At 68.1% G+C, this 22,295-nt stretch carries 22 protein-coding genes; 7 read left to right on the forward strand and 15 right to left on the reverse strand.

Annotated elements, in window-relative coordinates:
- Positions 1–12: 12 nt before the first annotated feature.
- The 5 genes from VEC57_04130 to VEC57_04150 form a co-directional block, all read right to left on the reverse strand.
- On the reverse strand, positions 13–864 hold the full coding sequence (locus VEC57_04130; GenBank protein HYB98302.1) for a 4Fe-4S dicluster domain-containing protein: 852 nt from the start codon (positions 862–864) through the stop codon (positions 13–15).
- A gap of 83 nt (positions 865–947) precedes the next feature.
- Positions 948–1,889: a hypothetical protein gene (locus VEC57_04135; GenBank protein ID HYB98303.1), complete on the reverse strand. Its 942-nt coding sequence runs from the start codon at positions 1,887–1,889 to the stop codon at positions 948–950.
- Positions 1,886–2,524, reverse strand: coding sequence for a CDP-alcohol phosphatidyltransferase family protein (locus VEC57_04140; protein HYB98304.1), 639 nt, complete (start codon positions 2,522–2,524; stop codon positions 1,886–1,888). The genes VEC57_04135 and VEC57_04140 overlap by 4 nt, the downstream gene beginning before the upstream one ends.
- Positions 2,488–3,687, reverse strand: a complete 1,200-nt coding sequence (locus tag VEC57_04145; GenBank protein HYB98305.1) for a hypothetical protein — start codon at positions 3,685–3,687, stop codon at positions 2,488–2,490. Before VEC57_04145 ends, VEC57_04140 begins: the two co-directional genes overlap by 37 nt.
- 130 nt (positions 3,688–3,817) lie before the next feature.
- Positions 3,818–4,591, reverse strand: a complete 774-nt coding sequence (locus VEC57_04150) for a Smr/MutS family protein (protein ID HYB98306.1) — start codon at positions 4,589–4,591, stop codon at positions 3,818–3,820.
- Between the two features lie 236 nt (positions 4,592–4,827).
- On the opposite strand from VEC57_04150, the gene VEC57_04155 reads away from it, so the two are divergent.
- Complete coding sequence (locus VEC57_04155; protein ID HYB98307.1) at positions 4,828–5,766, forward strand: TIGR03560 family F420-dependent LLM class oxidoreductase; 939 nt, start codon at positions 4,828–4,830, stop codon at positions 5,764–5,766.
- Positions 5,767–5,938: 172 nt separating this feature from the next.
- Here the strand turns inward: VEC57_04155 and VEC57_04160 are convergent, their stop codons facing one another.
- Positions 5,939–6,841 carry a LysR family transcriptional regulator gene (locus tag VEC57_04160; GenBank protein ID HYB98308.1) on the reverse strand — a complete coding sequence of 301 codons (903 nt, stop codon included), beginning with the start codon at positions 6,839–6,841 and terminating at the stop codon, positions 5,939–5,941.
- Positions 6,842–7,089: 248 nt separating this feature from the next.
- Between VEC57_04160 and VEC57_04165 the strand changes: the two genes are divergently transcribed.
- The 3 genes from VEC57_04165 to VEC57_04175 all read left to right on the forward strand — a co-directional run bounded on the left by VEC57_04165 (position 7,090) and on the right by VEC57_04175 (position 10,309).
- Entirely contained in the window at positions 7,090–8,169 is a 1,080-nt protein-coding gene (locus VEC57_04165; GenBank protein ID HYB98309.1) for a D-alanine--D-alanine ligase family protein, read from the forward strand.
- Between the two features lie 176 nt (positions 8,170–8,345).
- Positions 8,346–8,777, forward strand: coding sequence for a hypothetical protein (locus VEC57_04170; GenBank protein HYB98310.1), 432 nt, complete (start codon positions 8,346–8,348; stop codon positions 8,775–8,777).
- 83 nt (positions 8,778–8,860) lie between these two features.
- Positions 8,861–10,309, forward strand: coding sequence for a hypothetical protein (locus VEC57_04175; protein ID HYB98311.1), 1,449 nt, complete (start codon positions 8,861–8,863; stop codon positions 10,307–10,309).
- A 52-nt stretch (positions 10,310–10,361) separates the two neighbouring features.
- On the opposite strand, the gene VEC57_04180 is transcribed toward VEC57_04175, so the two are convergent.
- Positions 10,362–11,912 carry an AMP-binding protein gene (locus tag VEC57_04180; GenBank protein ID HYB98312.1) on the reverse strand — a complete coding sequence of 517 codons (1,551 nt, stop codon included), beginning with the start codon at positions 11,910–11,912 and terminating at the stop codon, positions 10,362–10,364.
- Between the two features lie 7 nt (positions 11,913–11,919).
- Entirely contained in the window at positions 11,920–12,540 is a 621-nt protein-coding gene (gene coaE, locus VEC57_04185; GenBank protein ID HYB98313.1) for a dephospho-CoA kinase, read from the reverse strand.
- A gap of 129 nt (positions 12,541–12,669) precedes the next feature.
- Here coaE and VEC57_04190 point away from each other — a divergent pair, with 129 nt between their 5' ends.
- Positions 12,670–14,148: a hypothetical protein gene (locus VEC57_04190; protein ID HYB98314.1), complete on the forward strand. Its 1,479-nt coding sequence runs from the start codon at positions 12,670–12,672 to the stop codon at positions 14,146–14,148.
- A 1-nt stretch (position 14,149) separates the two neighbouring features.
- On the opposite strand, the gene gloB is transcribed toward VEC57_04190, so the two are convergent.
- The 5 genes from gloB to VEC57_04215 all read right to left on the reverse strand — a co-directional run bounded on the left by gloB (position 14,150) and on the right by VEC57_04215 (position 17,868).
- Positions 14,150–14,932 (reverse strand): hydroxyacylglutathione hydrolase, encoded by a 783-nt coding sequence (gene gloB / locus VEC57_04195; GenBank protein HYB98315.1) that lies wholly within the window; start codon positions 14,930–14,932, stop codon positions 14,150–14,152.
- Between the two features lie 4 nt (positions 14,933–14,936).
- Positions 14,937–15,719: a hypothetical protein gene (locus tag VEC57_04200; GenBank protein ID HYB98316.1), complete on the reverse strand. Its 783-nt coding sequence runs from the start codon at positions 15,717–15,719 to the stop codon at positions 14,937–14,939.
- Positions 15,720–15,736: 17 nt separating this feature from the next.
- Positions 15,737–16,384, reverse strand: coding sequence for a hypothetical protein (locus tag VEC57_04205; protein ID HYB98317.1), 648 nt, complete (start codon positions 16,382–16,384; stop codon positions 15,737–15,739).
- A gap of 138 nt (positions 16,385–16,522) precedes the next feature.
- Entirely contained in the window at positions 16,523–17,260 is a 738-nt protein-coding gene (locus VEC57_04210) for an SIMPL domain-containing protein (protein HYB98318.1), read from the reverse strand.
- A complete protein-coding gene (locus tag VEC57_04215) occupies positions 17,257–17,868 on the reverse strand; it encodes an RlmE family RNA methyltransferase (GenBank protein HYB98319.1) in 612 nt (203 codons plus the stop codon). Before VEC57_04215 ends, VEC57_04210 begins: the two co-directional genes overlap by 4 nt.
- A 70-nt stretch (positions 17,869–17,938) precedes the next feature.
- On the opposite strand from VEC57_04215, the gene VEC57_04220 reads away from it, so the two are divergent.
- Positions 17,939–20,197, forward strand: a complete 2,259-nt coding sequence (locus tag VEC57_04220; GenBank protein ID HYB98320.1) for a UvrD-helicase domain-containing protein — start codon at positions 17,939–17,941, stop codon at positions 20,195–20,197.
- A 67-nt stretch (positions 20,198–20,264) separates the two neighbouring features.
- Here VEC57_04220 and VEC57_04225 read toward each other — a convergent pair whose 3' ends face one another.
- Complete coding sequence (locus VEC57_04225) at positions 20,265–20,564, reverse strand: hypothetical protein (GenBank protein ID HYB98321.1); 300 nt, start codon at positions 20,562–20,564, stop codon at positions 20,265–20,267.
- A 134-nt stretch (positions 20,565–20,698) separates the two neighbouring features.
- Between VEC57_04225 and VEC57_04230 the strand changes: the two genes are divergently transcribed.
- A complete protein-coding gene (locus VEC57_04230; protein ID HYB98322.1) occupies positions 20,699–21,547 on the forward strand; it encodes a 2-oxo acid dehydrogenase subunit E2 in 849 nt (282 codons plus the stop codon).
- On the opposite strand, the gene VEC57_04235 is transcribed toward VEC57_04230, so the two are convergent.
- Positions 21,489–22,220: a polyphenol oxidase family protein gene (locus VEC57_04235; protein HYB98323.1), complete on the reverse strand. Its 732-nt coding sequence runs from the start codon at positions 22,218–22,220 to the stop codon at positions 21,489–21,491. The genes VEC57_04230 and VEC57_04235 overlap by 59 nt on opposite strands.
- Positions 22,221–22,295 lie beyond the last annotated feature (75 nt).

The following is a 22,295-nucleotide window of genomic DNA, read 5'->3' on the forward strand; positions in this document are numbered from 1 at the left end:
CGCGAGGGCGCCTCAGCCGAGACCGAGGAACGAGCGCTTCGGCTTGGCGGACATGCGCGAGGTGATGCGGCGGATCTCCCCTTCCACGTCCTCGCGCAGCTCACGCACGCCCTGCTCGAAGCGGCGCTGCTCGGCTTCCTCGGCGCGCCGGTGCCGCTCGATTTCGGCATCGAGCCTGCTGGTGTAGCGCTCCAGGATCTGGCTGACCAGCACGTACATCTGCTGCGTCGGGCTCTGCGAGACGCCGCAGTGCGGACAGCGCAGGTTGATGCCCGGGGTGATGAAGCGGAAGCCGACGGAATACTCGCCTTCGCAGCTCTTGCAGACGATCGGAACGTCGAAGTCCTCGAGCGACGCCGCCTGCGTGGCAGCCGGCTCGGGTGCCGCGGCAGCCGGCTTGGCGGACGGCGCTGGCTTGGCGGCGGGTGCGGCCGGCGAAGGGGCGGCGGCAGACGCAGCGGGCGCGGCAGCGGCAGCACCGGCGGACGCGACAGCGGCAGCATCGCCGCCCGCAGCCGCCGCACTGCCGCCGTCCTTGCGGAACCGCGACGGAAAATCCGCGGCGAAATCCGTGCCCGGGTGAAGCTGCCGGGCGCGTTCGATCAGCTGCGCTTCGGTCTCCGGGATCTTGGGGTCGGGAACGCAGCAATCGACGGGGCAGACGGCCGCGCAGGCTTCGTGGTCGAAGAAGCCGACGCACTCGGTGCACTTGGCGGGAACGATGAAGAAGAAATCATTCGACAGGGGTGCATGCTTGACGCCCTGCCATTCGTACTCGACGCCGCCCTGATAGATGGCGGTGTTCGGGCACTCCGGCTCGCAGGCCCCGCAGTTGATGCATTCCTCGGTAATGACCGTTGCCATCCTCTCCTCCCGTCAGGCGGCGCGGAGTCAAACACATGTCCCACAGCTATGCGAGTCTTTGCGTTCCGCGCTCGAGCCTGTCCTCAGAACTCGACGCTGAAGCCCTCCAACTCCCCGGTCTCGACGTCGGTCATCGTGACCTTGGCACGGTCGTAGTCCCCGACGGGGTAGTAGACGTAGCCGGCCGTCGATGCGCCCGGGCCGAGCCTGGCTCCCGCCAGCGCTTTTTCCGTCATGATCTTGGTCGCCGACGCGACGTTGCCGATGTTCGTCTGCTTGCCACCGGCCCCGGCGGCGGCCGATAGCCTGGCCGCGGCGTCGGCGGCCGACAGCGGATCGGCCGAGGTGCGCGAGCCGCGCACGCGCACCACGATGTCCTTGGGGTCGAATGTGTAGGAACGCGCGGTGCCGTTGCGGATGCTGACCCTGATGGGAAGGATGCCGGCGCTGGCCAGGTCGGCGTCGAAATCGAGAACGGTCGAAAATCCTCGCTGCGGCTCGAGTCGGACGGTCATGCCCGCACCGGCTGGTTCCTGCTCGGGAGCCGAGGCCGCCGCGGTTCGCACCGCCGGCCTGGCGGGAGCGGCGGCGGATAGGCCTGCGCCAGCGCTTCCGTCGGCAGCCGGCGCGCCCGCTCGTCCTTCGATGTTGCCGTGCGCCACCGACAGCCCTGCCCTCCCCGTGACCGACAGGAAGATTCCGCGCTCGAAGGACTTGTCTCCCATCGTGGCCTGGTTCGGATCGATGTGGACGCCGGCGGCGTCGCACGTGATGGAGACGTCGCCGCGGCGATCGGGCCCGACGGCGGTGATCTTTCCGGCGCGGCCCGGAGCGGCCGGGGAGAACGAAGTGACCTTCATTCCCATGTCGCCGATGGAAGCGTAGACGACGCGATTGGCTTCGTCGCAGGTCAGGTCGGCGCTGTGGACGATGTAGGACTGCGAGACGGGCGTGCAGGCAGCGAGCGCGACCGCCGCCAGCCACACCCGTGCCCGCCGCGGAAGGCCACGAGCGAGGATCTTCATGCGGGCATTGTAGGGCTGGCGCTGCCGGCTGGGAACATGAGGCGCACGTTCTCGATGACCGCCGCCAGGTTCAGGAACGAGACGGCGAGCAACGCCACCTCCACCAGCACGGCCGGAAGCGCGATGGCCGGCCATGCCTCGACCGCGCCGGCAACGACGAGGCCGTAGTTGGCGATACCGGCCCCGTGGCCGATTCGCGAGCGCGCCGCCGCGCCGCCGCGCCTTCGCTCGAGCAGCATGCGCGCCAGATAGCTCGAGAACGCCGCCGCGAATGCCGCGAGCGGAAGCTGATGCAGCGCCGCCGACTCGTGAAGCCAGCCGCCCTCCGGCGCCCAGACGCGCGCCGCGCCCATCGACCACAGCGCCAGGCCCAGGAAAAACGCATCGCACAGGTTGTCGACGAGACGTCCGGGGAAGCTCTCGACGCCGCGGCGCCGCGCCATCCGGCCGTCGACGTAGTCGCTGATGCAGGCCAGCACGACGATCGGCAGAGCAGCGTAGGATTCGCCGTCGGCGGCCAGGACCGTCGCCAGCAGCCAGCCGAGAAGGGGCCGCGCCAGGCTGACCAGATTCGGTCCCAGCGCGGAGCCGCCCGAGCTCACATCGCGGCCGTTCTCATTTGTGCGTCCCAGCATGCGAAGTGGCCGGCGGCGAGGCGCTCGACCGGCCGGTCCTCGCAAAGGGAAGCCAGATAGACATTGCTCTGTCCACGCGCCGACACCGCCGCCCGCTCTCCCATGTGCCCGGCGAACACGAGCTGGCTGCCGTCGGGCGAGATCAGCGGATGGGACGCGGCGAACTGATCGAAGAACCACGAGAAGTAGACGAGCTCGCGGCTCGGATAAAACGTGGAACCGAGCAGGCGGCGGCTGCCGCCGTCACGCACGTCCAGCAGTGACCACTGCATGCCGGCTCGCGCATCGAACGCCATCGTCACGATGCGGCTCGAGCACGGCGACCAGAAGAAGCTGACGATCTCGGAATCATCGAGCACGCGCGAGCGGCCGCTTGCGACGTCGACCAGGACGACGCCGGAGTAGACGTGCGGCGAATCGCCCAGCGCCTGCGAGACGGCGAGCGTGCGGCCGTCGGGCGACCACAGCATCACGGTCTGGCCCTGCACCTGCTGCACGACGTCGATGCTGCCGTCTTCCATCCGGTAGAACGACAGGAACTCGCCGCGAGCGTCGCTGCCGTCGATGTAGGCCAGGCGCTTGCCGTCCGGGGACCAGGCCGGCGTGCGAAACTCGCCCGGCGTGAGCTCGACGATACGCGAGCATTCGTCGTCGACGCGGAAGATCGAGAGGCGGGCGTCGTCGTAGATGCTCGAGCTGCCGCCGGTGTGCACCGCGATGTAGCTGGCCTGCGGCGACCATGACCAGAACAAGGGTGCGCCGCGATCGATCGTCACGGTGCGGCCGGGGCGATCGGTGCGGGCAATCTCGAGCTGGAGCTCGTCCTCCCCCTGCAGCAGCAGCGCGATGCTCCTGGAGTCGGGCGACCAGCTCTCGCACACCGGCGCCGCCGATTCGGTCATGCGCCAGACCTCATCCATGCGAACGCCGTCGTTGGCCAGAGTATAGAGGCTGGCTTCGGGAACCGCGCCCGAGCGCACGCCGAAGCAGGCGATCTGGGAGCCGTCGGGCGAGTAGGCCGGCCAGACGTAGTAGAGCCGATCGGGGCTGGCGATCTCGTTCCAGCCCCACGTCAGCTTGCGAGCCTTGCCGCTTCCGCTGCTCTGATAGACGTCGCCGTCGTCTCCCACATAAAGCAGGCGACACGACTCCTCCGCTTTCAACACCACCACCTCCACATCCACCGCCTGCACGGAGGAATCGCCGGAAGGAACACTTTTGTACAGTTGACGAGAGCGAGAGCTCGTCGATCACGAGCTCGATCGAGACGGAGCCGTTTGCCTCGTGGCAAACTCAACTCTCCAGACCACCGACTCCACCCAGCTCGACGTCGATTCGATTTTTACGTGAACTGCCTCTGCGCATCAATACATACAGTGCACCGAGGCCGCCATCACAGGGACGTGCAGTCACGAAGGCGAGGATGCGTCGCGCACTGGGACCACGTGCCAGCCACTCGGGTACCTTCTGTCGAAGAACACCCTGCTGCCGCGGCGAATTGCGACCTTTGCCGGTGACGATCAAGACACACCGGTGACCACGGCGCTGCTGCTCGCGCAGGAATTCATCCACGCTCACGCGTGCATCGTCCAGGACCATGCCGTGCAAATCGATGTGTGCGCTGACCGCGAACATGCCCTTCTCGAGCTGCGCCAGCGTCTCGCGACTGACTCCCGCCGCTCGCGCGCGCACGTAGTGGTCGTGAAAAGCGATGTCGAAATCGAGGGCGCCGAGCTCTTCGAGGTCGTTTCTTCGCGCGGCGATGCGTTCGAGGTCCGGCGTGAACGCACGCCGCACTGCCGAGGCAGGCCGGCTCAGGGGCGCAACGCCTGCGGTCGCCTGTGCAAAAGCTTCTTCGTCCGTGATCTCAGGAATCTCGCGCGGCCGCTGTGCCGCCGCAGAAGCCGGCGCCGATGGCACGGCTGCAGCGCGCTGCTTGCGCTTCGCCTTGCCGGCGGCGGCCAACTGCTCGGCGGCCGCGTGGACCAGGTCCCGGAACGGCGAATGGAAGCCGGGCTCGGGTGGAGGCGTTGCGTGGCCGCCCTTCTTCGTGCTGCGCGAGCGCATGGGTCTTTTCGCCGGCATCTGCCGTCGCAATCCTTGCCCCGGCGACGCCTGCCGCCGTCGTTCCTCGCCGAGAATAGGGCCGCCGCGGGCAGAGGCGCAACAGTCGAAGAGGCCGCGCGGTTGCGTGTCATCGCGCTTGTCCGTCGCCCGCGCATGTGCGCAAAGCTGTGCGCAACCTGACGCGTTCGGCCGCCGCGGCTGCGACCAATCCCGGACGCGCAAAAGGAGCTGCACCGATGGCTTCGACCGCATCGCCGACGTTCTTTCTGTTTCTGCCGCAAGCCGGGCTGACCTGGGAGGCGCTGCGCTCGCGCGCCCGCCTGGTCGAGGAGCTGAACTACGACGGACTGTGGCTGGTCGATCACTTCTGGGCCGGAGGCATGCCGGACCTCGACTTCCTCGAGGCGTGGACGGCGCTGGCAGCACTGGCGGAAGCGACGCAGCGCATTCGCATCGGCCAGATGGTGACCTGCAACTCCTACCGCAACCCCGCGCTGGTGGCCAAGATGGCCGCAACGGTCGACAACATCAGCGGCGGGCGTCTGGAGCTCGGAATGGGCGCCGGCTGGATGGAAGAGGAGTACCGTGCCTACGGCTACGATTTTCCGAGCATGCGCACGCGGCTGGCGCAGCTCGAGGAAGGCCTCGAGCTCATGACGAGGATGTTCGAGCAGCCACGCGCAACCTTCCACGGCAGCTACTACCGCGTCGACGACGCTCCCAATCAGCCCAAGCCCCAGCAGTCGCCGCTACCGATCACGATCGGCGGCGCCGGCGAAAAAATTTTGCTGCGCCTGGTCGCCCGCTACGCGAAGCGTTGGAACTGTCCGATGACCAACGCGCCGGAGATCGAGCGTCTACGCGAGGTGCTCGCGTCTCACTGCACCGCCATCGGCCGCGATGTGAGTGAAATCATCGTCAGCGAACAGACAATGGTCGTCGTCGGCGCCGATGAAGAGGCGTTCCAGCAGAAGATGGGTATGGCCAAGGCCGTCCTCGGCGGCTTCGCCGATGTCGAGAAGGTCTCGGTGCAGGGCACTCCCGACCGCGTCATCGCCGGCCTGCGCGAAAAGGTGTCGCGCGGAGTGCAGGACTTCGCCATCATGTTCGGCGACCTCGCCAGCGAAGAAACCCTCGAGCTCTTCGCCACCAAAGTCATCCCCGCCTTCCGCTGACGGCGCCGCCAAGGCCAGCGAGCGAAGGGAGATCGCGCCCATGAGCGGGCGCACAGAGTGGTCGAGATGCGAGGCGCGCGGCGCGCGCACGGCGCAGGCGGGCTGGGAGGCCCGCCGGAGCGAGCACGTGACGCGCAAAGCGGATCGGCCGCTATCCGCGTCCGCTCCGCTCTCAGGCGCTACGCAAATGCCGCTTGCTGTCGGCTTGCAGATACTCGATGAATTTCTCCGCCGCCGGGCTGAAATGCTTGCCGGTGCGGTAGATGATGCCGATGGGGCGGGTGATGCCGCGGTCGGCAAGCTCGATGCGGACCAGGGTGCCGGCGTGAATCTCGTGCGCGCAGGCCTTGTCCGGAATGATGGCCACGCCCGCGCCGACCTCGACCAGACGCTTGACCATCTCGATGTTGTCGAGCTCGGCGACGTACTGCACCGCCACCTGCTTCTCGGTGAACAGACGATCGAGTGCCAGACGCGTCGGTATACCCTTTTCAAAGCCGACGATCTTCTCGCCATGCAGGTCGGCGACCGAGATGCGCGTCTTGTCGGCGAGCGGATGATCGGGCGCACACGCCACGACAAGGCGATCGGTGCGGAAGTCGAGGACGGTGATCTGTGCGCGCGCCGTAGGATAGGCAACGATGCCGAGATCGACGTTGCCACGAAGCACCTGCTCGTAGACGTGACTGGCGCGGTCGTACTCCAGGTAGACGTTGACGTGCGGGAAGTCGGCGAAGTAGTGCTTGAGCGGCTCCGACAGCTCGTACAGGCCGATGCTGTGCACCGTGCCCACGCGGATGCTGCCGGTGACGACGTTGCTGAGGCCCTGGAGCTGCGCCTCCATCTCGTTGAAGAGGTGCAGGATCTCGCGGCTGGCACGGTGGAGAATCTCGCCGGCCGCCGTAGGCCTCACGCTTCCTCTTTTGCGCTCCAGGAGCCGTTTGCCGTAGCGCTCCTCCAGGCCGCGAACCTGCTGGCTGACGGCGGACTGGGTGATGAAATTTTGCGATGCGGCCAGCGAGAAGCTCTGGTTCTCGACCACGTCACAGAAGATCTTCAGGGTCTCGATGTGCATCGCGCTCCATTACGGACCATGAATTTCGCCGGTCCGTCGTTTCCGTCTGCTTATAGCCACGCCGGGAGTAGCAGCAAACACGAACGTGCTTGCGCCAAAGATAAGATGTCCTACACCATTGCGCCGTGCGCGCCGCCGGCGCCGGAGGCCCAGGTTGCTGGGCCATCGACGGGCGCGGTGCTACACAGGCGCGAGTCGGATCGGTCCGCCATGCCGCTCGCATGGCGCTGGCGCGGTGGGGGTGGCCCGTGAAGGGATCGCGAAGTCTTCATGTCCTGGTACTGGTTGGCGGGCGCTCGGCCGAGCATCCGATCTCTCTTCGCTCGGGCGCAACGGTAGTAGCGGCGCTGGCGCAGACACCCCACCGCACCACCGTCGTGGGCATCACCCGTGACGGCGTCTGGGTGCACGGCGATCTCACCGATCAGTTGGAAACCGCCCGCAACGCGATCATCGACCTCGACGGACGGGGCATGCGACGGGTAACGGTGGCCTGGGACGGAACCAGCTGCCGCCTCTACGCGCTGGACGGGTCCGACCTGGGCGACGCCGGTGCGGCGGTCGATGTGGTCTTTCCCGTCCTGCACGGCCCCAACGGCGAGGACGGCACGGTGCAGGGCCTGCTGGAGCTGGCGCGCGTGCCGTACGTTGGCGCGGCAACGACCGCCAGCGCTCTGGCGATGGACAAGCTGGCGATGAAGACGCTCTGCGCCGGAGCGGGCCTGCCGCAGGTCGAGTTCCTTTCGGCCGGTGACGACGACGCGGCCGCGCTGGATGCGCGCGTTCGATCCGCGTTCGGCTATCCCTGCTACGTCAAGCCCGCGAATCTCGGATCGTCGGTCGGCGTTTCGCGTGCGCGCGATGCAGACGAGCTCGCCGCCGCCCTGGCCGAAGCGCGCCGGCACGACGAGCGGGTGCTGGTGGAGCGCGCGGTCGATGCGCGCGAGATCGAGATCGCCGTCCTCGGCAGCAAGCCGCCGCGCCTCTCGCCCGTCGGCGAGATCATGCCTGCGCAAGGCTTCTACGATTTCGACAGCAAGTATGTCGACGCCACTGCCGGGCTGCGCGCGCCGACCGAAGTGCCCGAGGACGCGCTGGTACGTATCCAGGAAGTTGCGGCAGCGGCCTGGGAACTGATCGGCGGACGCGGAATGGCCCGCATCGACTTCTTCCTGGAGCGCGGCAGCGGCAACGTGCTCCTCAACGAGATCAACACGATCCCCGGCTTCACGCAGATCAGCATGTATCCGCGGCTGTGGTCGGCCGCCGGCCTGGAGCTGCCGGAGCTGGTCGAGACGCTCCTGTCGCTGGCGCTGGAGAGACGTTGAAGCGAGCGCTCGTCGCGCTGTTCACCGTAGCGGTCGTTGCAGGCGCGTGGATGTTCTCGGACCGCCCATCGCCATCGCCATCGCCATCGCCGCCGCCGGCGACGACGCGTGAGCAAGCGACGAACGCGCCCGGCCCACCCGCGCATGCGCCGCCGCCGCCAGCACTCCCGGATGCAGTGGCGCCGCCACCCGCTGCGGCCGCTCCGGTGCCGGCGCCGGGATCGCCGGAGGCGGCGGCCGAAGGCGCCCGGCTTCGCGAGGAGGGCCTTCGGCTCCGCGCCAGGATCAAGGTCGAAGAGGCCCTGGCGGTTCTGAAGCAGGCGGTCGCCGTCGATCCGTCGGCGGAGAACCACGCTGCCTATGGCCGTCTGCTGCGTGATCTGACGGTGATCGACAAGGCGCTCTACCACCTGCGCGCCGCCGCCGAGGCCGATCCCCGCAATGCCGATCGCTGGATCGAGCTGGCCAATGCGTACTACCTCAAGCCCGATCCCGGCCTTGCCTGGCAGGCCGAAAAACGCGCCAGGGAAGCCGAGCCCGGCCTGCAGCTGCGACGGACGCGCGGACAGCTCGAGCGGGCGGATGACTCGACGGCGCCAGCGCAATAGAAAGCGGATATAGGTCGTTGACCCGAGGCGAAACCCCGTGTTAGGCGGGTGCGTCCGGCTGCATCTTCTCTGGGGAGGTTCCGATGAAATTGCGTTCCTGGGCCGCGCTGACCAGCGCAGTCGCCGTCATTTTCTGTGCCGGCACCGGCATGGCTTTCGAGGATTGTCCTGTGGGCGTCCCGTGCACCGAATACACTGGGAGCGGCAACGGCTCCTACTTCCGCATCACCATCCCGCAGGATTGGGACGGCGATCTTGTGATCATCAATCACGGCTTCGATCTGAACAGGCGCAGCATCCGCGGCCACGAAACGTGCCGGCAGACCGGAACGCCTGTTCCATGCCAGTCCGACGCGGATTGTCCCGTGGACGTCACCTGCAACAACATTTCCTATTTCGGGCTCGAGCAGCTGCTGCTGCCAATGGGCAAGGCGGTCGCCGCCAGCACCTACAGCGAGACCGGCTGGGCCGTCTTCGACTCGCGAAAGGATCTCAAAGAGATCCTGAAGTTCATGAAGAAACAGCCGGCCATCGGCAACCCCGAGCGCGTCATCGTCACGGGCTTCTCGCTCGGCGGCGCCGTGACCGCCGACGCGGTCATGCGCATGAAGATCGACGGAGCCATCCCTCTTTGCGGCGCCGTCGGCGGCGGCGTCCAGACCTGGGATACGGCCAATGAAGTCCGTCTGGTGTACGACTTCCTCTGCGACGGCATCGAGGGAGCCGAGTTCACGTCGCGGCCCGACGTCGGCGAAGCCACGACGTTCGACAGCGACACCGACGCCATCAGGATGGCGCTCAAGGTCAACGCCTGCTTCGGAGTTCCCATCGGGCCGAGCGAGGATCCGCAAGAGGCGGCGGCGCAGGCCGAGCGCCTGGCGGACTTCTACGAGATCACGCAGTTCTCGGGCAGCAATTCCGAGGTGGCCATCGCGATGGGATTCGCGACTCTCGGCATGGGCGACTTCGTCCGCGATGACGACCGGCTGGGCGGCAAGCGCATCGGCTGGAACTCCGAGCCCGATCTCGATTACAGCACTCTCGGCGACAACCCCGTGCTGGCGGCCGACTACGACGCCAGCGTGCAGCGGCTGACGCGAGGCCCGGGCCGCAGCCGCCTGGCCAAGGCCACGCTCATCGATTTCACCAAGGGGAAGGGCAAGTCCGCCGAATATCCGATCCTGTCGATGGCCGGGAGCGCCGACTGGCTGGTGATCCCGGAGTTCCAGCGCGTGTTCACGGATGCCGCCGCGATCGGCGGCAAGCTGCTGACACAGACCTGGATCAGCACCTATGGCCATTGCACGTTCACCGAGGAGGAGACGACGGCCATATTCCTCGAGTACTTCGACTGGCTCGACAGCGGCGACCTGGTTGCCAACCAGCCCTCCGAGAACGATATCGCGGCACGCTGCGTGGCCGAAGGCGGCATCGAGGGCGACACCTGCAACTTCGATCTCGGCTATGTCGCCGCCGAGCTGCACGAACGGATTCCGCCGCGGCCGGACTGGGTGCCCGGCGCGCAGCCCTAGCGGCGAAGACCGCGGGCGCTGCCACGGCGGGCGCCAGGAAGAGCCCTCGGCCTCAGGCCGGGGGCTTTTCCTTTCTCAGGTCCCTGCGCAGCACCTTGCCTGCCGCATTGCGCGGCAGCTCGCGGACGAACTCGATGGAACGGGGCTTCTTGTACCCCGCCGTTCTCGCCTCGACGTGCGCCGCCAGCTCCTGCTCGCTCGCGCTCGCGCCGGGCCGCAGCACCACCGCCGCGTGCACGCGCTCGCCCCAGACCGGATCCGGGCGGCCGACCACTGCCGATTCCAGCACGGCCGGATGGCTCGACAGCGCATCCTCGACTTCGCGGGGATACACGTTGAATCCGCCGCTGACGATCATGTCGTGGAGGCGATCGATGATGGTGATGAAGCCGTCGCGGTCGCGAACGGCGACGTCGCCCGTGTGCATCCAGCCCTGCTCGTCCAGACCCTTGGCGTCGCTTGCGCTGCAGCGCCAGTAGCCGCTCATCGTGTTGCGGCCGCGCAGCAGGATCTCGCCGGCGACGCCGTCGGCCACATCGTGGCCGTGCGCATCCACGATGCGCACTTCGCCGACCGGCGTGGGGCGACCGCAGCTGGCCAGCCTGCGCATCGTCGCGTCCTCTGATCCCGGCACGATGTGTTCCTCCCGCAGCAGCGCCGTCGCGGGCCAGTTCGACTCGGTCAGGCCATAGATCTGGACGAACACCGGCCCGAGCAGCGACAGGCCGCGACGCAGGCGATCCACCGGCATCGAGGCTCCGCCATAGACGATGGTGCGCAGGCTCTGGAGCGGGCGCGGATCGTCGATCGCCTCGATGAAACGCACGAGCATCGTCGGCACGAGAAAGGCAGCCGTCACCTTCTCGCGCGCAACCAGATCGAGGAAGGCGACCTCGTCGAAACGGTCGGCCAGCAGCGCACGCGCACCGACGGCAGCGTGAGGCAGCCACATCGCCCCGGCCGCGTGCGTCATCGGGGCGACCTGTGCGAGCACGTCGGCGGGAAGGACCGGGGCAAGGACGCCGCGGACGGTTTCGACGGATGCGTCGTAGCAGCGGCGCGGCAGCACGGCGCCCTTGGGCCTGCCCGCCGTCCCGGACGTGTAGCGCAGCCGCACGGGATCTTCCGGGCCGGGCGGCTGCGGCCGCTGCGGCTGACCCGACGCGAGAAGCTCGCGCCATTCCTGGCCTGTCGCGATCACCTCGCACCCGGGCGGCATCGCGGCCGCGTCGACATGGCCGGCGTATCGGTTCGAAAGCACCAGCACGCGCGGCTCGCTGTCGGCGAGAATCTGCGCATGCTCGCGCGCCGAGGAGCGCGCGTTGAGCGCCACCCAGACGTAGCCGGTGAGCAGGCACGCCCATTCCGTGACGACCATCTCCGGCGAGTTCTCGAGCAGCACGGCCAGGCGGTCGCCGCGGCGCATGCCGCGCCGGGCGAGCGCATCGGCGAGGCGCAGTGCGGCCTCGTAAAGGGTGGCGTAGGAAACCGTCGCTGCCGCGTTGTAGCGGCGCGCGCGCTCGTCCAGGAACAGGGAGGTCAGCGCCGGTGCGTCACCGTAGCGCTCGCCCAGCTCGTGGATCAGCTCGCTTACCGAGCCCACGACGCCGTCAGCTGCCGGCCAGATCGAGCTCTTCGTGTAGCTCGATCCATGCGCGATGGACTTCGGCCTCGAGGTCCAGGGGGGTGCCGTTGTTCTCGATGACGCGAGTGGCGATGCGCCGGCGCGTCTCGTTGTCGGCCTGCGCGGCCATGCGCAGCCGCACGTCGGCCGGATCCATGCCCCGCAGGCGAACGAGGCGCTCCCCGACGACCTCCGGATCGGCCAGCACCACCCATAGCCGGCCGCCGCCGCCGCTCCAGCCCGTCTCCGTCATCAGGGCAGCCTCGATGAAAATGACGGCATCGGGCTCATCGATGATGATGTCGCGGATTCGCGCGGCGATCTCCGCGCGCACCAGCGGATGCACGATCCGGTTGAGGTCCTCCAGCGCCGCGCGGTCGCCGAAAACCACGGCTCCGAGCTTTGCCCGGTCGATCGATCCATCCGCACCGACGATGTCGCGGCCGAAGCGTTCGACCACGCGCTCGAACCCGAGCGTCGACGGCGCATAGACCTCGTGCGCGACCGCGTCCGCGTCGAGAACGTGAGCGCCGCGTTCGGCCAGCAGCTGCGCGACCGTGGACTTCCCCGACCCGATGCCGCCGGTCAGACCGATGATGGTTGCCATCGGATCGGATTCTAAACGGACGGCGGACGCGGGCAATGTCCTGCAGCGCCGAAGCCGTCACGGATTGACCTTGCCCGTTCGCGCGGCATTGTTGCCGGCGCGGCCGTCAGCGGCAGACGCGCACCTTGCATGCAAAGCGGCCGTTCCGTCATCTCTTCGTCCGACTCCGGCGCGGCGCGCGCCGCCGATCCATGGGCTGCGGTCGCCGTCTTCCTCGTTGCCTGCATCTATTTCGCGGCGTTCCGGCCTCTGGAGCGGCCGCTGCTGCTCGATGCTGCAACCTGGGACTACATGGCCGTCGAGCTGCCGCGCGGCCTGGTCCCCTATCGCGACGTCTTTCTCCACAAGACGCCCGGCACGGCATTCGTCGGCGCGGTCGCAGCGGCGGTGGCATCGGCCATCGGGGCCGAGCCGGTGCTCGGTGTGCACGCGTTCATTTTATTGCAGGGGGCGCTGGCGCCGGCGTTGCTGTTTCTTCTGTGCCGACCCTGCATGGAACGCGGCGCGGCGGTCGCGTGCAGCCTTTCCCTTCTGGCCTACGACCAATGGGTCGTCGCGGTCCTGGAGGGGAGCCAGCCCAAGGTGCCAACGCTCGTCTTCGGACTGCTATGTCTGGTGGCGGCGCAGCGGCGAAAGGTGGCATGGTCGGGGATTCTCGGCGGCGCCGCCGTGCTGTGCTGGCAGCCGGCCTTGTGCTTCCTTGCCGGCGCGCTCATGCCGCTGGTGGCGCGCGAAACGACGTGGCCATCCCGGCTGCGCGTGACGATGCGGATGGCGGCGATGTCGCTCGTGCCGACGGTGATCCTGCTTGCGTGGCTGGCGCTGCAGGGCGCGCTGCAGGCGTTCGTCGACCAGGCCATCCTCTTCAACGTCGACTACATCCAGCTCAAGGCGCGCACGTTGCCGGGCACGCTGCGCGCGCTCGGCTGGAACTTCGCCGACTGGGAAGACGTCGAAATGCTCATGCTGCCGGCGGTCATCGCCGGCCTCCTGCTGCGACCCCAGCGGCTCCCGGCCTCGCTCCTCCTCTCGACCGCCATCTACTTCGCCATGCTGTTCGTCAGCATGCAGTCGTGGCCGGACCTGATCCTGCTGGGCCCGGGCCTGGCGGCCATCTTCGGCGCCGGCCTTCACGGACTGCTGCGCGCCGCGCTGCGGCCGATGGCAGCGACGGTGCTGGCGCTTGCGCTCGTGGCAGCGGCGGCCGCGCCGGATGCACGCCCGAAGTATCGGCCAGGCCTCGATTTCACGCAGCAGCGCGCCAGAATGCGGCAGCTGGCGTCGGAGGTCGGGCCACACGAGCCGATCATCGGCGTCAGCGTGCCCGAATTCTTCCTGCACACCGGCCGCCGCAACGGTTGGATGTGGCCGTATCTCTGGTTCGGTGTCGATGCGTTCGCCGCCGCGCACACTGCCGGCGGCTTCGAGGGCATTCTGCGCGATCTGGAAGCGTCCGACCCGCCGATGATCCTTCTCGGCAGGCACTGGACGGGCCCGCTGCGCGCACGTTTCGAAGAGTGGGCCGCCGCCCGCTACGAGGTCAGCGAGGTGAAGATCTTCCCGCACACGCAGCGGCCGATGCGCGTGTATCGCCGCCGCAGCGGCTAGCTCACCAGTTGTCCTTCAGGCGACGCGTCGCCGCCAGGATCGAAACGGGATCATCGCCCGCCTGCGCATCTCGGGCCTGCACCGAAGCACGCAGCTCCTGGCTGTGCGTGCGCAGGAAAGGATTCGTGGCCTTCTCGATCTCGATGGTCGAGGGAACGGTGGGCAAACCCTGCTCCCGCAGGCGGGCGACCTCCCGCCGCCGCTCCGCCAGGGCGGCATTGCCGGGCTCGAGCAATGCGGCGAATTCCAGGTTCTTCTGCGTGTACTCGTGCCCGCAGTAGACGCGCGTTCGGTCCGGCAGGGCGGCGAGCCGCGAGAGCGACGACATCATCTGCGCGGCGTCGCCTTCGAACAGGCGCCCGCACCCGCCGGCGAACAGCGTATCGCCGGTGAAGACCGCGTCATCGGCGGCGAAGTAGTAGGCGAGATGCCCGCGCGTGTGGGCGGGAATGAAGATCGCCTGCGCGGTCAGCGTGCCCAGCGAGAACGTTTCCCCGTCCGCAAGCGGCCTGGTCATTCCAGGAATGCGGTCGGCGTCCTCGCGGTAGCCGTAGACCTCGACGCTGCCCGGCGCTGCCGCCTGCAGCAGCGCCTGATTGCCTCCGACGTGGTCGAAATGGTGATGGGTCGAGAGGATCGCGGCGATGCGCACGCGCTCGCGCTCGGCCGCCGCAAGCACGCTATCGGCTTCGGCAACATCGACGACACCGGCAACACCGCTTCTCTCGTCGACGACGAGATACGCGTAGTTGTCCATCAGCTGCTCGACCGGAACGACGCGCATGGAGCTACGGCGCAGCCTGGCCTGCAGGCGCAGGCGGCGATGCTGGAGGATTGGCTGGTCCCGCGGGCGCAGCGGCCGGCCCAGAGGGCGCCGCGCCCTGCGGCTTTGCGCCTGCAGCGGCCGGTGCCGAGGACGCCGCGCCCTGAGGCTGCGGGGCTGCGGCCGCCGGCGCGGCGGGCTTGCCCTGGTCGCCCTCGCCCTCGTCGCCTTCGTCGGCGTCCTCCGGGAGGGCGGGCGGACTGTACGTCTGCGAGCCCTCGCTGGTTCGAATGACCTCTCCGGTAGCGGGATCGATGTCCTCGACCTTCAGCCTCATGACCTTGGCCGCATCGTCGTTCGTGACGTATTCGCGCGCCACGAGCTTCTCGTCGCGATAGCCTTCGCGATACTCCGGCCAGTACAGGCCGTCGCGAATGATGCCGCGATGCGCGCCCACCAGACGCCCATTGGCCCAGACCTTGTACTCGAAACGGTCACCGTCGCGCTTGACGCCGAAGATGAGGCCGCGGCTCGGCGGCTGCGCGACCTCGCCCTGGAAGTCGGTGATGCGGTAACGGCCGTAGGGGTCCTTCTTCATGACCGGCCCCGCCACGTAATATTTGTATCCTTCCAGGATCGGGATGTTGCGCGGGCGGGCGTCCTCTTCTGCCGCAGGCTTGCCGCCATCGGCCTTGGCCGTTGGAGTGGGCTTTGTTGGATCGGCGGCCTTTTCGTCGGACGTGCAGGCTGCGAGTGCGAAGGCCAGCGCCAGGGACATGGCTGCCAGCGAAAGCTTGTGTGGCGTCATCCAGAACTCCCGGTTGTTCAACGTGCCGTCGGTTTGGCGGCCGCGGCCGAAACGTCGCCGCCCGCGTCGTGCTCGGTTCGCGAGGCACTGTCGAGGCTGCGGATCGCGCGCGTCGCGCGAGGCCGTGCCAGCAGCTTGGGCTCCGGCGACGCAGCCGCTTCGAGCACCATCTCCTCGAGGCGCTCGATGCGGCTCTTGAGGGAATCGACCGCCTCCAGCTGCTGCATGCGCCGTTCGAGCGCCTGCTCGAACGCTTCCGATCTTTCTTCCAGGCGCGACATCACGCCCTGCGCCTTTCCCTGCAGCCGCGCCATCGCCGCCGCCGCGCCTTCCAGCCGGGCGATCGATTCCTCCAGGCGCTCGATGCGTGCAGCCCCATCGGCATCGCGTCTGCGTAGCCGCGCCACCTGTTCGAGCAGCGAGCGCACGTCGCGGCCGAGCGACTCCATGGCGCGCGCATCGGCCAGACCGAAGGCCTGCGCAGCCTGTCGCGCGACATCTGCCGATACCAGGCCCACCACGTCGAGCGCACGCCGCAGGGTGCCACCATCGACGCCGAAGCGATCCATGAGCACAGCGACCTCGCGCTCCAGCATCGAGACCGCTTCGAGCAGGCTCTGGATGTTCTTGTCGTAGCGGGACTGATTGCGGGACTCTTGCGCCATGACCCAGAAGCCTCCGATCGGGCGCGCAGACGAGCACGAAGGCTCGACAGCGAAGTGCGCACTATCAGCCGTGCGGCGCCTGCAAGCAAACCGCTATGCCGTCGCCCTCGGCCCCTCCGGTGTGATGGCGCGGCCGCCTCAGCGAATGCCGAAGGTCACGCTGACGGTGGCGGAGATCTCCAGCGTTCCGGGCAAGACGGCAGTGGCGGCATCCGCGCCGGCGCTTTCCATCATCGCCATGCGGTTGCGGCCGTATATCGGAATCGGCCCGCCCCGTGATTCGCTGCTCGCGTCGACCAGCGGACCGAGCGCAACGCCGAGAGACTCGGCCACAATTTCGGCCTCGGCGCGCGCACGACGGCCCGCTTCGAGCAGCGCCTGCCTGCGCGCAGCGTCTTCGTCGTCGAGGTAGAACGAGATCGATTCGATCTCGTTCGCGCCCGCTTCTACCGCCGAGTCGATCAGCGCTCCTACCTGTGGAAGGTCGTCGGTGACGACGAGGAGACGGTTGCTGGCCACATATCCGAGCAGCCGCCTCTGCGCTGCTCCCGGCCTCTCCTGGTAGTCGTACTCGGCGCTGAGATCGTAACCGGCGGTGCGCACCTCGCCGGGCGCCTTGACCAGCGATTCCAGTTTTGCGAGCAGGCTCTGACTGGCCGTCGCGTTCGCTTCGGATGCGGCCTTGGCCGTAGGCGCGCGCGACACAACTGCCACGGTCAGGCGCGCACGATCCGGGCTCGCCTTGACCGTGGCCGTTCCCGAGACGCGGATCACGCGCGGAGGATCGGACGGCTGCTGCGCTTCCGCCGGGACGGCGGCCGCCGCGAGCAGACACATACTCGTTGCCATTGCATGCACGACCATTCGTCGCTTCATTTCCCGATCTCCCTCGCCTCTTCGCGCCGGCCACGAGCAAACGCATAGATCTCCGACGAGCCCTTGCGGGTGGACGGCGGCCTGTAGGTGCTGACGATACGAAAAACCGCGCGCAGCTTCCTCATCGCCTCCGCTTCGACGCGCGAGAACAGCTTGACCAGCAGCTTCCCGTCGCGCACCAACAGCTCGCGCGAGACGTCCAGCGCCAGCTCGACCAGCGCTTCTTCGCGGGCATCGTCGGCATCGCGAATCCCTGTCAGCTTGGGCGCCATGTCCGAGAGCACGACGTCGGCGCGGCCGCCGGTTCTCTCGCGCAGCTGCGCACGAATCCCGTCATCCGCAACGTCTCCGCGCAGCACGTCGACGTTGGGCAGGCCAAGCGGTGCGACCTCGACGAGATCGACGCCGACGACGCGCCCGCGTTCGCCGACGGTGCGCGCCGCGACCTGCAACCACGCTCCGGGCCAGCAACCGAGATCGACGACGGTCTGTCCTGGAGCAAACAGGTGGAAGCGCGCATCGAGATCTTCGAGCTTGACGCCCGCGCGCGAGCGCAGCCCTGCCTGTCTGGCAGCACGATACGCCGCGTCCTTGCGCTGGTAGCTCAAATCGCCCGATCCTGCGCGCAATGCTCGGTTGCCCGTCGTGTGGCGCTGGGGCACCATCGCAGCTTTCCTGATGACTCTCAACGCACAGCAGCTCGAAGCCGTCGCACACGACGAAGGCCCGTTGCTCGTCCTCGCGGGCGCCGGCAGCGGCAAGACGCGCGTGCTCGTTCACCGCATCGCAAGGCTGATCGAAGAGGGCCGTGCGGCCCCGTACGAGATCCTCGCCGTGACGTTCACGAACAAGGCGGCACGCGAGCTGATCGAGCGCTGTCGCGCACTGGTCGGACCCGACGCCGACGATCTGTGGGTCGGAACCTTCCATGGGATCGGCGCCCGTCTGCTGCGCCGCCACGGCGCACTGCTCGGCTATCCGGGCTCGTTTTCCATTCTCGATACCGACGACCAGATCCGGCTGCTCAAGGATGTGCTGGCGGCAGCCAACATCGACGAGACACGGTTGCGGCCCGAAGCGCTGCGCGCCTTCATCGACGCAGCCAAGAACGAGGCGCGAACGCCAGCCGACATGGCCGAAGCCGCGGACTCGCCCTTCGCCGTGGACGCCGCAGGGCTCTACGCCAGCTACCAGCAGAGGCTGCTGGCGATGGGCGCCGTCGACTTCGGCGATCTCATCACGGGCGTTCTGCGGCTGTTCCGCAGCCACCCCGAGGTGCTGTCACGCTACCAGCAGCGCCTGCGCTTCCTGCACGTGGACGAGTACCAGGACACCAACCACGCGCAGTACCTGATGGTCAGCATGCTCGCGTCCGCTCACCGCAATCTGTGCGTCGTCGGCGACGACGATCAGTCCATCTACGCGTGGCGGGGCGCCGACCCTCGCAACATCCTCGAGTTCGAGCGGGACTTTCCCGGCGCCAAGGTGGTGCGGCTGGAGCAGAACTACCGCTCCACGCGTAACATCATCGATGCGACGGCCGCGCTCATCGCCAACAATCGCGAACGTCATGCCAAGACGATGTGGACCGCGGCTGATCCGGGCGCGAAGATCACCGTCTATCACGCCTCGGACGAGAAGGACGAGGCGCGCTACGTCATCGCTGGCCTTCGCGCTCTCGGCAGCGCGCGTGGCCGCGCAGCAGTCTTCTACCGAACCAACGCGCAGTCCCGCGCCATGGAAGAAGAGCTGGTGCGCAACCAGATGCACTACGTCATCGTCGGCGCCACCCGCTTCTACGAGCGCCGCGAGGTGCGCGACCTGATCGCGTACCTGCGCTTCGTCGGCAATCCGGCCGACGACATCAGTCTCGACCGCATCATCAACGTGCCGACGCGGGGAATCGGACGCACGACGTGGGAGCGGCTGCGCGTGGAGGCCGCGGCGCGTGCCGTGCCGGTATGGGAAGTGATCGGAGACGACGCCGTGCTGGCTGGCCTCGGCAGCGCCGCGCGGTCGCGCCTGCTCGCTTTCCGCGCCACCGCGCGCGCCTGGCTCGACGGAATGTTCGAAGGCGTTGCGCAGCTGCTGCTGCGCATCCTCGACGACACCGGCTACATCGGTTACCTGGAGAGCCGCCCCGACGACGATCCGGGCGGACGCAGCGACAACGTCAAGGAACTGGTGACCGTGGCTCAGCTCTTCGACGAGGAGTATGGGGCGCTGGTACCCACACCCGAAGATCCGCTTCCGCCTCCTCTGGTGGCCTTCCTCGAGCGGCTGGCACTGGCATCGGACGTCGACCAGTACGAGAGCCGCGAGCAGGCGGTCACGCTGATGACCGTCCATAACTCCAAGGGCCTCGAGTTCGGCCACGTCTTCCTCATCGGCATGGAGGAAGGAATCTTCCCGCACTCACGGTCGGTCGACGAAGAGGGCCGTGGCGTCGAGGAAGAGCGCAGGCTCTGCTACGTCGGCATGACGCGCGCGATGACGCGGCTGTGGCTGACGCACGCCCGGCGCCGGCACGTGTTCGGGTCGACGCAATACAATCTCGCCTCGCGCTTCCTCGACGAGCTGCCCCCCGGCCTGCTGGTGCACGAACGCAGCGCCGTCGAACGTGGCGAGTACGAGCAGCCGCGCATCAACCGCGGCGGCACCGACTATGCGGACGACTTCCACGACACGTGGGAAAGCCGCGCCCGCCCGATGCCGGCGCCGGTGCGACCGGCATCGGGTTTGTCGAGCAGGCTGCCGTCATCGCCGCAGTCGGCGGGACGGTACAAGCCGGGCATGCGAGTCGTGCATCCGATGTTCGGAGTGGGGACGGTGCGGGAGTCCGACGGAAGCGGAGAAGCCGAGAAGCTGATCGTCCAGTTCCAGCGGTTCGGCGTAAAGAAGCTGGTCGCGCATCTGGCGCGGCTCGAGATCGTCTGACGGGCGGCCAGCCGGCGGGAGGCGCGGCCTCGCGCTGTCGGATTCGAGGCGGCCGCAAATGCTGCCGTCAGCGCGCCACCGACGTGCAGACCCTCGCCGAGCGCTCGCGCGCGCAGAGGCGCGACTGCGGTTCGTCCACTCCGTGGTGCGGAGCGATGTACCGGCCGGCGGCAGCCAGCGGCCGCGTCACCGTCAGCTCCAGGAACTTCCCGACCGGATAGACGAAAAGGTAGGCGATCTTGAGAGGATGCGCGTCCTCGGAGTCGCGGTACTGATCCGCGCGCGCAGCGGGAGCCGCTGCCATGCCGGTCAGGATGACGAGTACGGCAATGGCCGCGCGTACGGATGCGGTGATCGGCTTGCGCATGAAGCTCTCCCTGGGCGTGCCCTTGCCTGCAACGATGCCGGCAGCTGCGCCCGCTCGCAACGACCTTGCCTGAAAACCGCGGTCTTATACACCACTGGCGGGCGTTTTCGCGCCGCGGAGGACACGGACACGTGGTGAGCTTCGTTCCTGCCAGACCGCGCCGCTTCACCAGGGCCACACGGCTTTCGTCGTGGCGGCGTCTGTCGCTGCACGTCTGGGGGCCACCGCGGGATCCGACCGTCTACGGCACGCTCGAGATCAACATGCGCAAGGCGCTCGTTTATCTCGATGAGCTGAACGCGGCGGGTGGACCTCGCGCCACCGTCACGCATCTGGTCGTCAAGGCCATCGCGAAGGCCCTTTCCGAATATCCCGAAGCCAACGCGCTGGTCGCCCTGCGGCGCGTCTACCTGCGCAGCACCATCGACGTGTACTGCCAGGTCGCCACCGACGGCGGGCGTGACCTTTCGGGCGTCAACATCCGCCAGGCGGACTGCAAGTCCGTCGCCGACATCGCCGACGAGCTCATGAAGGCGGCCGCCGCGGTTCGCTCCGGACGCGACCGCGGGTCCGAGCAGACCAAGCGGACGCTGGCGCGAGTGCCGGACGCGCTGCTCGGCATCCTGCTCAAGCTGACGGGATTCCTCACGTACGACCTGCGCCTCGATCTCAGCGCATGGGGCATCGCGTACGATCAGTTCGGCGCGGCGATGGTCTCCAACGTGGGCGGCTTCGGTCTCGGCAACGGGCTGGCGCCGCTGGTGCCGGTCAGCCGTTCTCCCATCGTCCTGCTGGTTGGAGAGGTCGTGCCGCGCCCGGCCGTCGAAGACGGGCGCCTGGTCGTTGCGCCGATGGTCACGATCGGCTGCACCTTCGATCACCGCGTCATCGACGGCTACCAGGCATCGCAGATGGCACGCATCGTCATCGAGTCGGTGTCGGATCCGCAGGCCGCGTTCGGCCCTGCCAGCCGATCCAGCTGATCTGCCGGCCGGGCGACCCTGGCTGCGCGCGGAAGGAATGGTAGCGGTCGCACGCGCAACGCGTGCACGGACCGCAAGACTGGATATGGGCGGCTGGAACGCCGGCCGAGACCAGAATGGCGGTGTTGATCGCGCGCAGGTCCAGATGCGGCTGTTGCCCGTCGCGCTCGACGACTGCATGCCCCTGGTCGCCGAACCGACGCGCCAGCTCGGCCGACACCTCGTAGCAGCACGCGCCGATGCTGGGGCCCAGCGCCGCGTGAAGGTCTGCGGCGGCCACTCCCGCGGCGACGGCCCGCTCCACCGCGCGCGCCGCAATGGCCGCGATCGTCCCTCGCCATCCCGCGTGGACCGCGGCGGCCCAGTGGCGGTGCGGCGCCACAAGCAAAATCGGCACGCAATCGGCCGTTCGCACGCCGGCCACGCAGCCGGCGCCGGTGACGACGACGGCGTCGGCGTCGGCATCGAGCCTGGCGTAGCCGTCTCGGCAGCCGTTGCCCTCGCGTATGGGTGTGGCGTCGGCGTCGATGACGCGGTCGCCGTGCACCTGCTCTCGCAGCAGCACGGTCGAGGGTGGGGCCGCTACGCGGCGGTCGCCGAACCCGCACAACAGACCGTCGATGCGGTCCCAGCCATGCGGCACCAATGGCAGTTTTGAATCGAAGTTGGTCACCGCGACAGCGGCCTTGCCGGCCGGCCGCTCTATGATAGCCTCGCGCGTTTGTCGGTAGCCAGCGGCCGTCCATGG

The sequence above is a fragment of the Candidatus Limnocylindrales bacterium genome, assembly GCA_035626395.1.
Lineage (GTDB): Bacteria > Desulfobacterota > Binatia > UBA1149 > CAITLU01 > DASPNH01.

Excerpts from the sequence above, each read along its gene's own strand:
- VEC57_04130 (HYB98302.1), bottom strand. The coding sequence starts at position 864 with ATGGCAACGGTCATTACCGAGGAATGCATCAACTGCGGGGCCTGCGAG.
- VEC57_04200 (HYB98316.1), bottom strand. The coding sequence starts at position 15,719 with ATGACGCCACACAAGCTTTCGCTGGCAGCCATGTCCCTGGCGCTGGCC.
- VEC57_04220 (HYB98320.1), top strand. The coding sequence starts at position 17,939 with ATGACTCTCAACGCACAGCAGCTCGAAGCCGTCGCACACGACGAAGGC.
- VEC57_04205 (HYB98317.1), bottom strand. The coding sequence starts at position 16,384 with ATGGCGCAAGAGTCCCGCAATCAGTCCCGCTACGACAAGAACATCCAG.
- VEC57_04190 (HYB98314.1), top strand. The coding sequence starts at position 12,670 with ATGCAAAGCGGCCGTTCCGTCATCTCTTCGTCCGACTCCGGCGCGGCG.
- VEC57_04175 (HYB98311.1), top strand. The coding sequence starts at position 8,861 with ATGAAATTGCGTTCCTGGGCCGCGCTGACCAGCGCAGTCGCCGTCATT.
- VEC57_04160 (HYB98308.1), bottom strand. The coding sequence starts at position 6,841 with ATGCACATCGAGACCCTGAAGATCTTCTGTGACGTGGTCGAGAACCAG.
- VEC57_04150 (HYB98306.1), bottom strand. The coding sequence starts at position 4,591 with ATGCGCTCGCGCAGCACGAAGAAGGGCGGCCACGCAACGCCTCCACCC.
- VEC57_04135 (HYB98303.1), bottom strand. The coding sequence starts at position 1,889 with ATGAAGATCCTCGCTCGTGGCCTTCCGCGGCGGGCACGGGTGTGGCTG.
- VEC57_04155 (HYB98307.1), top strand. The coding sequence starts at position 4,828 with ATGGCTTCGACCGCATCGCCGACGTTCTTTCTGTTTCTGCCGCAAGCC.
- coaE (HYB98313.1), bottom strand. The coding sequence starts at position 12,540 with ATGGCAACCATCATCGGTCTGACCGGCGGCATCGGGTCGGGGAAGTCC.
- gloB (HYB98315.1), bottom strand. The coding sequence starts at position 14,932 with ATGCGCGTCGTTCCGGTCGAGCAGCTGATGGACAACTACGCGTATCTC.
- VEC57_04210 (HYB98318.1), bottom strand. The coding sequence starts at position 17,260 with ATGAAGCGACGAATGGTCGTGCATGCAATGGCAACGAGTATGTGTCTG.
- VEC57_04140 (HYB98304.1), bottom strand. The coding sequence starts at position 2,524 with ATGCTGGGACGCACAAATGAGAACGGCCGCGATGTGAGCTCGGGCGGC.
- VEC57_04225 (HYB98321.1), bottom strand. The coding sequence starts at position 20,564 with ATGCGCAAGCCGATCACCGCATCCGTACGCGCGGCCATTGCCGTACTC.